This is a genomic window from Streptomyces sp. LE64, assembly GCF_052606915.1.
Window position 1 is genome coordinate 1,538,646 of sequence record NZ_CP199708.1, and the last position, 13,935, is coordinate 1,552,580.

Sequence of the window (13,935 nt, forward strand, 5' to 3'; positions counted from 1 at the left end):
CGGACGGGTCGAGCCCGAACGACGGCCCTCCGGGCTGCGCAAGGGCGAGGGCGGCCGGCACGCGGCGGAGCGACAACTTTCCCCCAGGGTGGCTCTCTTGCCCGGCCCCGTGGCTCCGCCTCCAGCACCCAGGTCTCCGAGGCGCCTGCCCGGGCAACCTCAACCGCGACGACTCCGGCGCGTTGAAGACTCCGCCCTACGTGGCGGACGACCCGTCAGGGGCTCGTAGCCGTAGCCGACAAGCACAACGACCCCATCGGCCGCCACCGAGACGAGGTGCGGCCCGGCGCTCCGCCGCCCCTGCCCGGCACCGTCCCTCCGCGCTCTCGCAGACCTGACGGGCCGGGTCCGGTCGCAGGGCCCCGGGCGACGGACCGGACCGAGGGCCCCGCAGGTCACGCCGTGGCGAGGCCCAGCACCAGGGGGATGGCCGAGACCACGGCCAGGACGAAGGGCGAGGGGGCGCCCTTGAGGTCGTCGGCCCGCAGGTGGGCGACGACGGCGCCGAGGAAGTAGAGCACCAGGCCCACGGCGGCGGCGATGCCCAGCGGCCGGTAGGCGATGCCGGCGAGCAGGCCCAGGGCGCCGGCGAACTTCAGCAGCGCCAGCACGGTGTAGGAGCGTCTGGGCACGCCGACGCGTTCCATGGTCTCCACGATGTTCTTGTCGCCGACCAGCATGCCGCGGCCGGAGAACACCAGCAGCAGCGACACCAGGACGGCGAGGACGACGTAGGAAACGAACACGGTCTTCTCCAAGGGGTGAGGGTGTGGAGGGGGAGCGCGCCCCGGGCCGGCGGCCGGCGCGACAGCGGGCCGGCAGCAGTGCTGCGGGTGCGGGTGCGCGGACACCAGGCACGATCGCGCGGGCGGTCCGCCGCGTGTCTCCCACCCAGGTAAAGTACAACGTGCACTGCACTAAGTAAAACGATGCCTGCAATCACTCAGGAGGTGCCGCCATGACCAGGGCGGACGCGGGGCGGGACGCACCGCGCAAGGGGTTCCCGGAGAAACGGAACGCGATCGTGCGGGCCGCTCGGCAGGTGTTCGGCCGGATCGGCTACCAGGGGGCCAGCATCGACGTGATCGCCGCCGAGGCCGGGGTGTCCACCCGCACCATCTACAACCACTTCGAGAACAAGGAACGGCTCTTCGTCACCGTGCTGCTCGACAGCTCCGAGCAGGTGGCCACCGCCCACGAGGCGCTGATCGAGCGCCACCTCGGGGGCGCGACCAGCACCGCCGAGGTGGAGGGCGGCCTGGTGGCCCTGGCCAAGGACTGGGTGCGGCCGGGGCCGGAGTTCGCCGAGCACTGCTCGATGGTCACCCGGCTCGCCACCGAGGGCGAGAGCGTTCCCGAGGACCTCCACGGCAGCTGGCAGCAGGCGGGCCCCCGGCGGGTGCAGGGGGCGCTCGCCGCCCATCTGACCCGGCTCGCCGGGCGCGGGCTCCTGGACGTTCCCGACCCCGCACGCGCGGCCCAGCACTTCGTGGCCCTGATCACCCCCGCCGGGGCCCACGGCAAGGCGGGCACGGACCCGCTGCCCGAAGCCGAGGCGGAGGCGGTCGCGGTCACCGGGGTCCGCGCCTTCCTGTACGGGTGCCTGCCCCGGGGCTGAGCCGCCTCGGCGGGAAGGCGGGTCCGGGAGCCCGGGACGGGCCACCGCATCGCGTCACTGAGCGGCCGTTTTCGGCCGTCGCCCCCGCTCCGTGGGGATTCCGGGTGGGTGCTGGCCATGATCAGCGAGACGTCATTCCCGGTCGTTCGGCTGAAGGAGCCCCTCGATGCCCACCGCACGCGTCAGTTCGGCCGTGATGACCCACCCGGTCCGCCGGGCCCAGGCGGAGGACATGGTGACCAGGCTGGGCCTCGGTTCCCTGGCCCTGGACCCCGACCCGGACGGGCCGCCGTCGGCCCTGCGGACGGCGCTGGTGGCCTGGTCGCGGGTGACCGAGGGCGCCACCCACCAGTTCATGATCCAGGACGACGTGGCCGCGCCCGACGACATGATCGACCTGGTGGCCCACTGCGCCGACCGGTTCCCCGGGGACGCCCTCGCCTTCTACACCAACTGGCACGCCCGCAACGGCGGGGCGACCCGACTGGCCGCGCTGGCCGGGGCCGGCTGGGTGCGCGCGGTGCCGGAGGAGTTCACCCCGACGCTCGCCATCAGCCTCCCGGTGGAGGTGGCCGAGGAGTTCCGGCAGTACGCGGAGGCTTCCGCCGAGCGCCACGACGACGAGGTGATGTGCACGTTCCTGCGGACCGGGGGACGGCGCAGCGCACTGTTGGCGGTGCCCACCGTCACCGAGCACACCGGCACCAGCAGCATCAACGGGCACGCCGCCCAGGGCATCCGCCTCGCGGTCTGTCCCGCCTCCGCCGAGGACGCCCGGCCGTTCCTGTACCGGGGGTGGGTGCTGGAGGAACTGCCGTGGGTGCCGTACATGCGGTACGGCGAGGGCTACATCCGCTTGCCCGGGCAGGAGCACGAACCGCAGCCGCGCCACCACTACACCTGGCGGGAGGCCCTGCCGCTGACCGGTGAACTGACCGAGAGGCAGGTGTGGGACGCGGTGCGCCGGCGGCGGCCGGCGGCGCAGGCGGTGCGGGTGGCCGAAGCCTTCGGGGAGCCCTTCGCCGACGAGTTCTGGATCCACTGCCTGCTGCTCGGCCGGCAGGCGGAGGTGGCCGCCCGGCGGCACGCACCGGCGGGTGCGCAGCGGGGCGGCACACCGGGCGCCGACCGGCTGCGTCGGGCGGCGGTGTCCACGGCGGGCCCGGCCGGGCTGTCGCCCGAGCGCCGGCCGGAGGTGACCCCGGCGTACGCGGAGCTGTTGTCCGCGTACGCCTGGACCGCCGTCACCTGCGGGGAGTCGCTCCTGGAGGGCTGAGGTCGTAGGTGACCCAGACGGCGGGCTCCCAGTAGGCGGCCCGGTCCTGCTCGCGGTCGACCCGGAGGGTGCTGAGCCCCTCCGGGAAGACGTAGGCGTCGCTCTCCGGGAACTCCATCCCGGTCCAGGACTCCCACTCGGCGACCGTGCCGCTGATCAGGGAGGACTCCTCCGCAGTGGCGGTGATCCGGCCACCGAGCCGCACCTGGGTGCGCACCCAGGGGTCGAAGGGCTCGCCGTCGTCCCGGGTCCACCGGGCGTAGCGCTCGGTGGGGACGAGGGGGTAGCGGTGCTTCCAGATGGGCCGCACCGGGACGATGACGTGCCGCAGTCCGTCCCGGCGGGCCATCTCGATCATCTGCTGGAGCAGCGCCTTGGACAGGTTCCTGCCCTGGTGGGCGGGGGCAACTTCGACGCCGAGCGCGCACAGCGCGGTGGGCTCGGTGCCCGCGTCGCGGGCGGCGAAGGCGTCCCGGATGGAGGCGTCGAGCCCGGTGCCGAGGCCCTCGGGGGTGCCGTCCCAGGGGCGGGGCAGTGAGCGGCCGGTTCCGAGGATCGCGTCGTCCGCCTCGTCGTACAGCAGGAACTGGTGGTCGCCGAAGTCGTCGAAGAGGCGGTTCCAGAAGCCTTCGGCCCCGATGTCACCGTGCAGGTTGTATTCGGGGATGATTCCGGTGAACTCCTCGGTGATGCGGTCCCAGAGTTCCGGGCGCTCGTTGTACAGAACGGCTTTCACGGTGTTTCCCTTTCCCTGTCCCGATGCGTTCTCCGCACCCGTGCACGTGCTTTGCTTTCCGTCACGCCTTGACGGCCTCCCAGACGATCACGATGGGAATTCCTTCCCAGGCGGCCCGGGCCGCGTCCTCGACGAACTCCTCGTAACCACCGGGGGAAAGCCGTCCGTTGAAGACGGGTTCGTAGCAGGCGCGAACGGTGAGGCCCGCGGCGGAGAACGCCTCGATGTACCGGCCCGGCAGGTGCACGTGGTTGCGGACGAAGGCGAGGTGGTCGTCCCCGTGCACGAACAGGCACTGGCCCTGGAGGGTGATCACGAAGGGGTGCAGATCGGTGACGATCACGCGCCCGCCGGGGCGCACCACCCGGGCGAGCTCGGCGACCGCGGGGCCGAGGGCGGGCTGGTGGGTGAGGGCGAGGGTGGAGACCGCGAGGTCCACGCTGGCGTCGTCCACCGGCAGCTGCTCCAGCCGGCCGAGGCGGAACTCGGCCTCCGGGGCCTTGCGGCGGGCCTGCTCCACCATCTGCGGGGACTGGTCGACGCCGATGGTGCGGTAGCCGCGGCTGGTCAGGGCGACGGTGGTGCGGCCGGTGCCGCAGGCGGCGTCCAGGGCGGTGCCGACCGGGCCCGCGTCCAGGAGCCGGTGCACGATCGGTTCCTCGACCTCCAGGTAGGAGCTGGGCAGGGAGTCGTACAGCTTGGCCCAGGAGGCGTAGCCGGCCGCCTCGTCCAACTCGCTGACCCGGGCGCCGGCGCCGGGCATGCCGTCGTCCCCCTCGGCGGCGAACTTCCTGATCTCGGCGAGCCGGGCGTCGAGGAAGGCGTCGTCGGCGTCGAGGGCGCCGCGCAGCAGGGCCAGCCCCTCGATCCCCAGGACGAGTTCGCGCACCCGCAATTCCTTTGTCATTCTTTTCCCTTTCCGCACAGCACGCCGTTCCGTTCGTGCCGCGCTACCCGACTTCTTGTGGTCGCATCCTTCGCGGTATCCGCCTGGCTGGAATCAGTGCGAGAAAGGCCGATCTCCTCCGATGATTTGTTGTACCGGGAAACAGCTTCTAGCATCGGGCCTCTCGTCGTGGGACAAACGGCGATCGACGGTACTGGGAGGGCCGATGATCGAGGGCTATGTGGATCGGGAGAGCGTGGCCGCGGGGGAGGTTCTCGACCTCCACGTGTCGACCGATGCCGAGGAGTTCCGGGTCCGCTTCTACCGACTGGGCCGGGAACTCGAATACCTCGGCGAGTCCGAGCCCCGGCGGGGGGTCTTCAAGGCGCCGCCGGCGCACCCGGACGGCGTGGCGGGGCACGCCGCGCCGGACGTGGACTGGGAGTTGCCGCACTTCGCGTTCCCGGTGCCCGAGCAGTGGCGGCCGGGCGTCTACCTGGCCCACCTGGTGGAGGGGGACGAACGGCGGGCGGCCGGGGTGCCCTTGCTCGGGGACGGGGACGTCGAGGGGTTCTCGCGCGAGTTCTTCGTGGTCCGCCCCCGGCAGCCGGGGCGGCACGGGCGCGTCCTCTACAAGAAGTCCACCTTCACCCGGCACGCCTACAACCGCTCGGACGGCGAGGGCCTCCCCCGTGACTCCAGCCTCTACGACAGCCCGGTCCACCAGGAGGGAGACGCGCACCGGCCGCGCGGGCACAAGGTCAGCCTGCACCGGCCGGGCGGGGTCATCGACCTGGCCCACTGGGACGCCCCCTTCATCGCCTGGTTGGAGCGCTGTGGCTACGCGGTGGAGTACTGCACCGACCTCGATCTGCACGAGGATCCCGAACTCCTCTCCCCCTACGACCTGTTGTTGAGCGTCGGGCACGACGAGTACTGGAGCGCCGCGATGCGCGACCACGTGGCCGCGCACGTCGCGGGCGGGGGGAACGTGGCGTTCCTCAGCGCCAACACCTGCTGGTGGCGCATCCACGTGACGGACGAGGGCACCGCCTTCGTCTCGGACACCGACCACCACGTCGACGGGGTGTATCCGCACCTGCCCGCCACCGACCTGTGGTGGGCCGCCCCGCCGGACGGGGTGGGGCGGCCGGAGAACGCCATGACCGGGGTGAGCTTCCGCAACGGCGGCATGTGGCCCGGGGACTGGCCGGGCGACCGGCCGACCGAGGGGTACACCGTGCAGCACGCCGACCACTGGGTGTTCGAGGGCACCGGGCTCCGGGACGGCCGCGACGGCTCGCCGGCCGACCGGCTCGGCGCGGGCACCCCGCTGATCGGGTACGAGTGCGACGGCGCCGCCTTCGTCCGCGACGAGCACGGGGTGGCCCGGGCCAGCGGGGTGGACGGCACGCCGGACTCCTTCCTGATCCTCGGCATCTACCTGCTGGACCCCGTGAACGACGACCTCCACCGCTTCAAGTGGAGCCACTGGAACTGCCCGGAGCGGGAGCCGGCGATCACCAGCCCCCGGGCCGCGACCATGGGCGTGCACACGACGGAGGGCGGCGGCACGGTCTTCACCGCCGGCACCGTCGACTGGCCCGTGGTCTGCGGCCGGGAGGAGGACGCGGGTGTGGTGCGGGTGACCCGCAACGTGATCGACCGGCTCTCGCGCCGGGGCTGAGGCCCCTCCCCCGCCCCGGTCCGGAAGAAACGACCTAGAGGAGCGCGCCGAGCTCGTCCAGCGAAGCGATGCGGTGCGCCCGGTCGGGCAGCGGCGGGGCGATCCCGTCCACCACCCGGTCGGGGCGCCGCAGGTGCACCGCGCGGATGCCCTGGGCCAGCGGCCCCTCGACGTCGGCCTCCCACATGTCCCCGACGAACAGGGCGCGTTCGGGTGCGACTCGGCAGGCGTCGAGCGCCGCCCGGTAGATCCGGGGGTGCGGTTTGCGCACCCCCACCCGGGCCGAGGTGACGGCGGCGTCCACCAGGTCCGTGAGCCCGCACCCGGCGACCGCGCGGTCGAGGTCCCAGTACCAGTTGGAGCAGAGGGCGACCGTGCGGCCGTGCTCGCGCAGCTGCGCGAGCACGGCCTTGACGTCCTCGAAGAGCTCCAGGTGCAGGGCCTTGTTGGCCCGGTCCAGCTCCGCCGCCAACGGGCCGGCCGCCTCCTCGGGCACCCCGCACTCCAGGGCCCGACGGCGGAGCCGGTCCACCTCCCAGGCCAGGTACTCCCGTTCGCCGACCGAGTGGACGCGGTGGTCCTCGCCGTCCGCCGGCCCGGTCGCCCACTGGTCTCCCCACGCCTCGACGTGCGCGTCGAGGCCGAGCCGGTGGAACACCGCGGCGTGGCTGGGCGGCAGGGGGTCCACCAACCGGACCAGCGTGCCGTAGAAGTCGAAGATCACCGCCTCCGTGGGGCGGGGAGCCGTGGCCACGGCTCAGTACCGTCCGTGCCGGACGGGGAAGTAGTCCTCGCAGTCGCCCTCGCGCTCGATGTCGACGGTGGCGCAGTGCAGTCCACCGCCGAAGGGGCCGACCGCGCGGAACGGCACCGGTACGATCTCGAAGCCGTAGCCGGCCAACTGCTCGGAGAGGGCGACCTCCTTCTCCTCGATGCACAGGGTGTTCTGGTCCAGGTTCAGCATGTTCCCGGCGAGCCAGGGGCTGCAGAAGGAGAGCTTCGGCGGGTGGTCCCAACTCGCGGGCTGCACCGCCTCGATGACCTCCCAGTCGTTCAGCCGGTAGAACTCCATCAGCTCGGGGTCGGCCAGCCGCTCGCCGCAGTGCAGCACCAGCCCGGGACGCAGCGGCACCCAGGTGGCGTCGATGTGCAGGGGGTGGGTGTTGGTGGAGGTCACCGCGTGCACCCGGTGGTCGGGGAAGTGCCGCTTGAGCCAGTCGTAGCCGCTGCGGTTGGTGACGAAGGACAGCTGGACGAAGAGGTCCTTGCCCATGCGGGCGATGTCGGCCGCGTCGAACAGCGGCTCCTCCTCGGTGAGCACCAGGTCGTAGTCGCGGACCTTGGCCAACTGCACCTCGGTGGGCAGCTCGTGGTAGGTGTCCCAGAAGTCGGTGTGGTAACTGGCGTCGGTGAGACGGGGCTTGGGGGCGGCCTCCCAACGCATCCGGGGGTCGGACCGGAAGAGGTCCTGGAGGATCGGTCGGTAGCAGAGGTACTCGAACCAGCGGCTGCGGTAGGACATGGTGGCTTCCAGGACCTCGCTGCCGACCGTCAGCAGCAGGTCGCGGGGCGGCATGCAGCCCGACATGGTCTCCTGCTCCCAGTCGGGGGTGGAGACCTTCTGGTTGAAGTCCAAGGGGGTGGGCCGGTCCACCCGTACGCCCCGCTTGCGGAGCATCCCGGCGAAGTTGTCGAGCTGTTCGTTGGCCTCGGCCATCATGTCGGCCGGCATGGTGCCGTAGGTGCCGAGGGGGAAGCCGTCCTCGGGGAAGTCCCGGCGCACCGCGGGCTCGGGGGCCTGGACCACCGCGGCGTCGGCCCGTCCGACGATCACGTGACGCAGGGGGTCCCAGCCGTTCCAGGAGTTGACCCGCACGGGTCGGGAGTCCGAATCGCCTGCGGTCGCATCGTGGTTCACCACGGGTAACACCTTTCGATAGGGGAACGCTGGAGACACCCGGAGAAAAATGGGTCAGGAGTTGCGTCACCGTCAAGGGCACCCAAGAGGGGCATCGTAGTGTTTTGCGTCAATCAGAAACGGCCGATCCGGTGGTGCCACCGCACCGGCCGGACACCGGGCCCGTGCGGGCCGGGGCCAATCCAAAACAACAATGTTCCATAATCCACCTCCACATCCTGGCCAAAAAGCGCCCCAGCAGTAGTTTGCGGGGCTTCGCTGGGTAGATAGCAGCCCGGTTCAACCAGTCATCGAAAGGCAGAGATCCATGACCCGGCGCTTACGCCGCTTCACCTCGACTCTCGGATCGGTCGCCGTGCTCGCCACCCTGGCCGGGTGCGGCACGGACGACTCCTCGGACGCCGGGGGCAAAGGCGGCGCCCTGACCGTCTGGCTGACCATCGACGCGCGGGAGAGCTGGCCCGATCTGGTCGCCCGCACCAACAAGCGGTTCGCCGAGCTGCACCCGGGCACCGAGGTCAAGGTCCAGTACCAGCAGTGGCCCAGCAAGAACCAGAAGATCGACGCGGCCCTCGCCGGCCGCGAAGTGCCCGATGTGGTGGAAATGGGCAACAGCGAAACCACCAACTACATCATCAACGGCGCATTCTCCCCGTTGGAGAAGAAAGATTTCGACCATTCGGAAGATTGGCTTCCGGCACTGGCCGACGCGTGTCAACACAACGGGAAGAACTACTGCGTGCCCTACTACGCGGGGGCGAAAGTCGGCATCTACCGGACGGATATCCTGAAGAAGGTGGGCGTGACGAGGCCGCCGCGCACCTACCCCGAACTGCTGTCGGTCCTCGACAAGGTGAAGGCCGAGTACGGCGCCGAGGACAAGAACTTCTCCACCTTCCACATGCCGGGCCGCTACCCCCACGCGGCCATGGCCTGGGTGAAGGACGCCGGCGGCGAGATGGCGGTGCAGGAGGACGGCCGGTGGAAGGGCGCCCTCTCGCTGCCCGCCTCCCGGGCCGGGCTCACCACCTGGAAGAAGCTGATCGACGACTACTACGTCGGTGACCGCTCCAAGGACAACGGCGACGAGCCGGGCGTCGTGGGGCAGGGCAAGGTCGCCATGTTCTACGGCAACACCTGGGAGGCGAACGCCGCCGCCGACCCGCGCAGCGGAGGCAACCCCGCACTGCGCGGGAAGTTCGACACCTTCGCCTTCCCGGGCCCCTCCGGCAAGCTGCTGCCCCCGTTCCTCGGCGGCTCCCTGCTGGCCGTCCCGGTCAAGTCCGGCAAGCAGGAACTCGCCCGGGACTGGATCAAGCTGTTCACGGACCACGGCTCCCAGCAGCAGTTGATCAAGGCCCAGACGCTGCCGAACAACACCGTGCAACTGAGGGAGGTGCCCGCGGACGGCATCAACGGCCCCTCCGCACGGGCCGCCGAACGCGGTTGGGTGACCCCGCTCGCCCCCGGCTGGACCGCGGTGGAGAAGTCCAACATCCTCCCCTCGATGCTCCAGTCCATCGCCACCGGGAAGAAGACGGTGGAGCAGGCGACCGAGGACGCCGACCGCGAGATCGACAAGCTGATCAACGAGAACTGACCGCCCCCACACCCCAGCGGCGTTCCGTTCCTCCTGCCGATCCACGGTCCCACCACCGGATCTCACCCCACTCACCCCACTCACCCCACTCACCCCACTCACCCGCATCGTCAACCCCCACCCCTCCCCCACCCACCCACCGCGTCGGTCGTGTGCGCCGGGCGCGCCGCGGGCGACGATCCGAGGAGTTCCCGCATGGTGACCGCAGACCCACCGGACTCCCTCGCCGTCTCCCAGCCCGTCGTCCCGGCCCCCACCGGGAAGACGGGCCGGCGGCGAGCCCGGCCCCTGTCACGGCGGCTGGTGCCCTACCTCCTGATCGCCCCGACGGTGCTGGCGCTCGCCGCCGTCCTCGGCTATCCCCTGATCGAACTGGTGCTGCTGTCCTTCCAGGACATGACCCGGCAGGAGCTGTTCGCCGGCACGGAACCGCCCTGGGTCGGCCTGGAGCAGTACCGCACCATCGCCACGGACGGGTTCTTCTGGCGGGTCGTCGGGCGCACCGCGCTCTTCACCGCCGTCACCACCGTCCTCACCATGGGCCTCGCCCTGGGCGTGGCCCTGCTCACCCGCCGGGTCTCGCCCTGGGTGCGGCTGCTCATGGCCGGCGTGCTGGTCGCGGTGTGGGCCATGCCCGTCATGGTGGCCGCCGCGGTCTTCCGCTGGCTGGTGGACGCCGACTACGGCGTCGTCAACTGGCTGCTCGGCCTCCTACCCGGGCTGGACTTCAGCAAGCACAACTGGTTCGAGAACCCGTGGGAGGGCTTCGCCGTGGTGGTCGCGGTGGTCGTCTGGGGCTCGCTGCCCTTCGCGGCGATCACCCTTCAGGCCGCCCTCACCCAGGTGCCGCCGGAGTTGGAGGAGGCGGCCACCTGCGACGGCGCGGGCCGTACCCAGGTGCTCCGGCACATCGTGCTGCCCGTGATCAAGCCGGCGTTCGTGGTGGTGACCACCCTGAACGCGATCTGGAGCTTCGGGGTGTTCAACCAGATCTGGCTGATGCGCACCGGCCAGCCGGAGAAGGAGTACTACCTGCTCGGCGTGCACTCGTTCATCGAGTCGTTCGCCGTCAACCGCTACAGCACCGGGGCGGCCATCGCGGTCGTCACGGTCCTGTTGCTGCTCGTCGGGGCGGTCGTCTACGTCCGTCAACTCGTCCGGATGGGAGAGACAGATTGACCCCCGCCCCCGCCGCCCCGCGCGGCGCCCGTAGGCGGCGCTCCTGGCGGGCCGACGCGCTCGGACTGCTGTTCTGCGCGCTGATGGCCTTCCCCCTGTACTGGATGCTGCTGACCGCCTTCCGGCCGGCCTCGGAGATCCGGAGCGATCCGCCGCACTTCTGGACCCTCGAACCCACCCTGGAGAACTTCCGCCGGGCCATGGCCTCGGACACCTTCTGGTCGAGCGTGCGGGCCAGCGCACTGGTCGGCGTCGGCACGGTGGTGGTCTCCCTGCTGATCGGGGTGGCCGCGGCCTACGCGGTGGCCCGGTTCTCGTTCACCGGCCGCCGGGCCTTCGTGCTGGTGATCCTCTCCGTGCAGATGGTGCCACTGGCCGGGTTGATCATCCCGCTGTACCTGTTGCTCAGCGACGCCGGGTTGACCGACAGCCTGGTCGGGGTGGTCCTCACCTACCTCGTCTTCATGCTGCCGTTCACCGTCTGGCTGCTGCGCGGGTTCGTCGGCGGCATTCCCGTGGAGTTGGAGGAGGCGGCGATGGTCGACGGCTGCACCCGGGCCGGGGCCTTCCGCCGGGTGACGCTGCCGCTGCTCGCGCCGGGTCTGGTCGCCACCTCCATCTACGCCCTGGTGCAGGCGTGGAACGAGTACGTGTTGGCGTACGTGCTGCTGTCCAGCAACGACAAGCAGACCGTCTCCATCTGGCTCGTCTCGTTCCAGACCAGCTTCGGCACCGACTACGGCGCCCTGATGGCGGGGGCCACGCTCACCGCCCTGCCCGTGGTCGTGTTCTTCATGATCGTCCAGCGTCGGGTGGCGGCCGGACTGACCGTGGGGGCCGTCAAGGGCTGACCACATGGGACCGCCTCCGCCGTCGTTCGGCGGGGGTACGCCCGGACCACGACCGGGCTTCGGGGGCGTCGACGCCCCCGGGGGAACGACCGAGGGCTGGGTGCCGCGGCGGTGGCACGCCCTCTTGACCAGCAGGAGAACTCTGTGACGTTCGACCGTCTTGACCTGGTGTCCAAGCTGTACCAGCCGTCCGGCTGGCCGCGGGTGCTGGACGCCGCGGCAGGCAGACGCACCACCGGGCCACTGGTGGTGGACCTGGACCCGACGACGTTCTGCGACCTCGCCTGCCCCGAGTGCATCAGCGGCAAGCTCCTGAACCAGGGACGGTTCACCCCCGAGCGCCTCGCCGAACTGGCCGAGGAGCTGATATCCATGTCGGTCCGCGGGGTCGTCCTCATCGGCGGCGGCGAACCGCTCGCCCACCGGGGCACCCGTCAGGTGCTGCGGATGCTCGGCGGGGCCGGGATCGCCATCGGGGTCGTCACCAACGGCACGATGATCAAGCAGAACCTGGACGAGCTGGCCGAGTACGCCTCCTGGGTGCGGGTCTCCATGGACGCCGGCACCTCGGACACCTACCGGAAGTTCCGGCCCGACCGCAAGGGCCGCAGCGTCTTCGACAAGGTGACCGGGAACATGCGGCTGCTGGCCGAGGTGAAGAAGGGCGCCCTCGGCTACTCCTTCCTGGTGATGACCCGCCGGGAACCGGACGGCACCGTGATCAGCAACCACCACGAGGTGCTGGAGGCCGCCGGGCTCGCCCACGACATCGGCTGCGACTACTTCGAGACCAAGGCCATGTTCGACGACGGCCACCACATCATCCAGGTCTCCGAGGACCTGCTCCGCTCGGTGGACGACCAGTTGGCCGAGGCGGAACGGCGCTGGGCCGGCGACTCCTTCGAGGTCATCAACTCCTCCACGCTGACCTCGCTGCGCAGCCGGGTCGGGGCGATCCAGCCCAAGGACTACCACCGTTGCCAGGTGGCGGAGTTGCGGACCCTGATCACCCCGTCCGGCGTCTACGTCTGCTCCTACCACCGGGGCAACTCGCAGGCGAAGATCGGCGACGCGGTCACCGAACGGCTCCCCGACATCTGGGAGAACTCCGACCGGGGCATCATCGACCCCACCCGGGACTGCCGTTTCCACTGCGCGCGCCACCGCTCCAACCTCGAACTGGAGAAGATCGCGGAGGGAGCGGTGACGCCCGAAATCGGGCCGGACTACGACCCGTTCATCTGAGGCTTCCGGTCCGCGGGACCGGCGAGCGGCCCCGCGGCCCGGGTGGGAACCACCCGGGCCGCGGGGTGCCGGCCCCCGATCGCCCGCCGCACCGCGTCGGCCACCTCCTCGGCCTCGACGGCGGCGCACACCCCCACGAGGGACCCCCCGCCGCCGGCGCCGCTCAGCTTCAACCGCAGCCCGGCCGCCGTGAACGCCGTGTCCCGCAGGTCCTCCAGGACCGGTGTGGACATCCGTTGCCGGTCGCGCATGGTGACGTGGGCGCGGTCCATGGCGAGGGTCAGCCCCTCCAGGTCCCGGCGGCCGATCGCCGCCCACGCCTCCGCGGACGCCCGGTCCGCCTCCTTCAGGTAGCGGGCCAACGCCGGGTCCCGATCGGCCACTTGGGAACGCACGACCGCGATGTGGTCCCCGGTGTCCTTGCGGGTCGCCGAGTCCACCACCAGCACCGTCCACTCCTCGGGGAAGACGGTGCGCCCGCGGATCAGGGGCAGTCCCGTGGGTCGGCCCTCCAACAGCAGCGCGCCGCCCTCGACGACGGCCACCTGGTCCATCCCGCCCCCGTTGAAGCGGGCGAACTCAAAGCGGTACGCCCATCGGGTCAGGGTCGCGGTCGGGACCTGCGCCGCGGGGGCGCACGCCTCGACGTAGGCCCGCATCAGCGCCACGATCAGGGCGGTGGACGAGGACAGCCCGCTCGCGGCGGGGGCCTCGCTGTGCACCCGCACCGCGGGCGGTCGGGGCCCGAAGTGCGGGAACTCCCCGCGCAGGTACTCCCACACCTCGTGGGGCCAGCCCGAGCCGGACGGTGCGGGCGGACCCGGCACCGTCTCCACCACGGTGGGCAACGCCAGCGCGAGGCTCACCGACCGGCCGCCCAGCCAGTCCAGGTCCTCCCCGGAGAGGCAGGCCCGGCAGGGCACCTCCGCGCGCACCTCG

At 71.3% G+C, this 13,935-nt stretch carries 13 protein-coding genes; 7 read left to right on the top strand and 6 right to left on the bottom strand.

Annotated features, from left to right (window positions below; all coding sequences use genetic code 11):
* Positions 1-395: 395 nt before the first annotated feature.
* On the bottom strand, positions 396-758 hold the full coding sequence (locus ACSMX9_RS06965) for a DoxX family protein (protein WP_351238553.1): 363 nt from the start codon (positions 756-758) through the stop codon (positions 396-398).
* Positions 759-958: 200 nt separating this feature from the next.
* Between ACSMX9_RS06965 and ACSMX9_RS06970 the strand changes: the two genes are divergently transcribed.
* Both ACSMX9_RS06970 and ACSMX9_RS06975 read left to right on the top strand, forming a co-directional pair.
* Positions 959-1,618, top strand: coding sequence for a TetR/AcrR family transcriptional regulator (locus ACSMX9_RS06970; protein ID WP_445400841.1), 660 nt, complete (start codon positions 959-961; stop codon positions 1,616-1,618).
* Positions 1,619-1,784: 166 nt separating this feature from the next.
* A complete protein-coding gene (locus ACSMX9_RS06975; protein ID WP_445400843.1) occupies positions 1,785-2,894 on the top strand; it encodes a hypothetical protein in 1,110 nt (369 codons plus the stop codon).
* On the opposite strand, the gene ACSMX9_RS06980 is transcribed toward ACSMX9_RS06975, so the two are convergent.
* Both ACSMX9_RS06980 and ACSMX9_RS06985 read right to left on the bottom strand, forming a co-directional pair.
* The gene (locus ACSMX9_RS06980) at positions 2,863-3,630 is read right to left on the bottom strand and encodes a GNAT family N-acetyltransferase (protein ID WP_366117023.1); all 768 of its coding nucleotides are present in this window, start codon (positions 3,628-3,630) and stop codon (positions 2,863-2,865) included. The two genes, ACSMX9_RS06975 and ACSMX9_RS06980, sit on opposite strands and share 32 nt — an antisense overlap.
* 61 nt (positions 3,631-3,691) lie before the next feature.
* On the bottom strand, positions 3,692-4,537 hold the full coding sequence (locus ACSMX9_RS06985) for a class I SAM-dependent methyltransferase (RefSeq protein ID WP_351238560.1): 846 nt from the start codon (positions 4,535-4,537) through the stop codon (positions 3,692-3,694).
* 205 nt (positions 4,538-4,742) lie between these two features.
* Here ACSMX9_RS06985 and ACSMX9_RS06990 point away from each other — a divergent pair, with 205 nt between their 5' ends.
* On the top strand, positions 4,743-6,203 hold the full coding sequence (locus ACSMX9_RS06990; RefSeq protein ID WP_445400845.1) for a N,N-dimethylformamidase beta subunit family domain-containing protein: 1,461 nt from the start codon (positions 4,743-4,745) through the stop codon (positions 6,201-6,203).
* A 34-nt stretch (positions 6,204-6,237) separates the two neighbouring features.
* On the opposite strand, the gene ACSMX9_RS06995 is transcribed toward ACSMX9_RS06990, so the two are convergent.
* Complete coding sequence (locus ACSMX9_RS06995; RefSeq protein ID WP_445400847.1) at positions 6,238-6,957, bottom strand: HAD family hydrolase; 720 nt, start codon at positions 6,955-6,957, stop codon at positions 6,238-6,240.
* Positions 6,958-6,960: 3 nt separating this feature from the next.
* Positions 6,961-8,124: a serine/threonine protein kinase gene (locus ACSMX9_RS07000; RefSeq protein ID WP_445400849.1), complete on the bottom strand. Its 1,164-nt coding sequence runs from the start codon at positions 8,122-8,124 to the stop codon at positions 6,961-6,963.
* 304 nt (positions 8,125-8,428) lie between these two features.
* Here ACSMX9_RS07000 and ACSMX9_RS07005 point away from each other — a divergent pair, with 304 nt between their 5' ends.
* From ACSMX9_RS07005 to ACSMX9_RS07020, 4 genes are all read left to right on the top strand, one after another.
* The gene (locus tag ACSMX9_RS07005) at positions 8,429-9,721 is read left to right on the top strand and encodes an extracellular solute-binding protein (protein ID WP_445400851.1); all 1,293 of its coding nucleotides are present in this window, start codon (positions 8,429-8,431) and stop codon (positions 9,719-9,721) included.
* A 195-nt stretch (positions 9,722-9,916) separates the two neighbouring features.
* Positions 9,917-10,900 (top strand): carbohydrate ABC transporter permease, encoded by a 984-nt coding sequence (locus ACSMX9_RS07010; protein WP_351238570.1) that lies wholly within the window; start codon positions 9,917-9,919, stop codon positions 10,898-10,900.
* Positions 10,897-11,751, top strand: coding sequence for a carbohydrate ABC transporter permease (locus tag ACSMX9_RS07015; RefSeq protein WP_445400853.1), 855 nt, complete (start codon positions 10,897-10,899; stop codon positions 11,749-11,751). Before ACSMX9_RS07010 ends, ACSMX9_RS07015 begins: the two co-directional genes overlap by 4 nt.
* Before the next feature lie 144 nt (positions 11,752-11,895).
* Positions 11,896-12,996, top strand: coding sequence for a radical SAM protein (locus ACSMX9_RS07020; RefSeq protein WP_445400855.1), 1,101 nt, complete (start codon positions 11,896-11,898; stop codon positions 12,994-12,996).
* Here ACSMX9_RS07020 and ACSMX9_RS07025 read toward each other — a convergent pair.
* Positions 12,978-13,931, bottom strand: coding sequence for a GHMP family kinase ATP-binding protein (locus tag ACSMX9_RS07025; protein WP_445400857.1), 954 nt, complete (start codon positions 13,929-13,931; stop codon positions 12,978-12,980). The two genes, ACSMX9_RS07020 and ACSMX9_RS07025, sit on opposite strands and share 19 nt — an antisense overlap.
* Positions 13,932-13,935 lie beyond the last annotated feature (4 nt).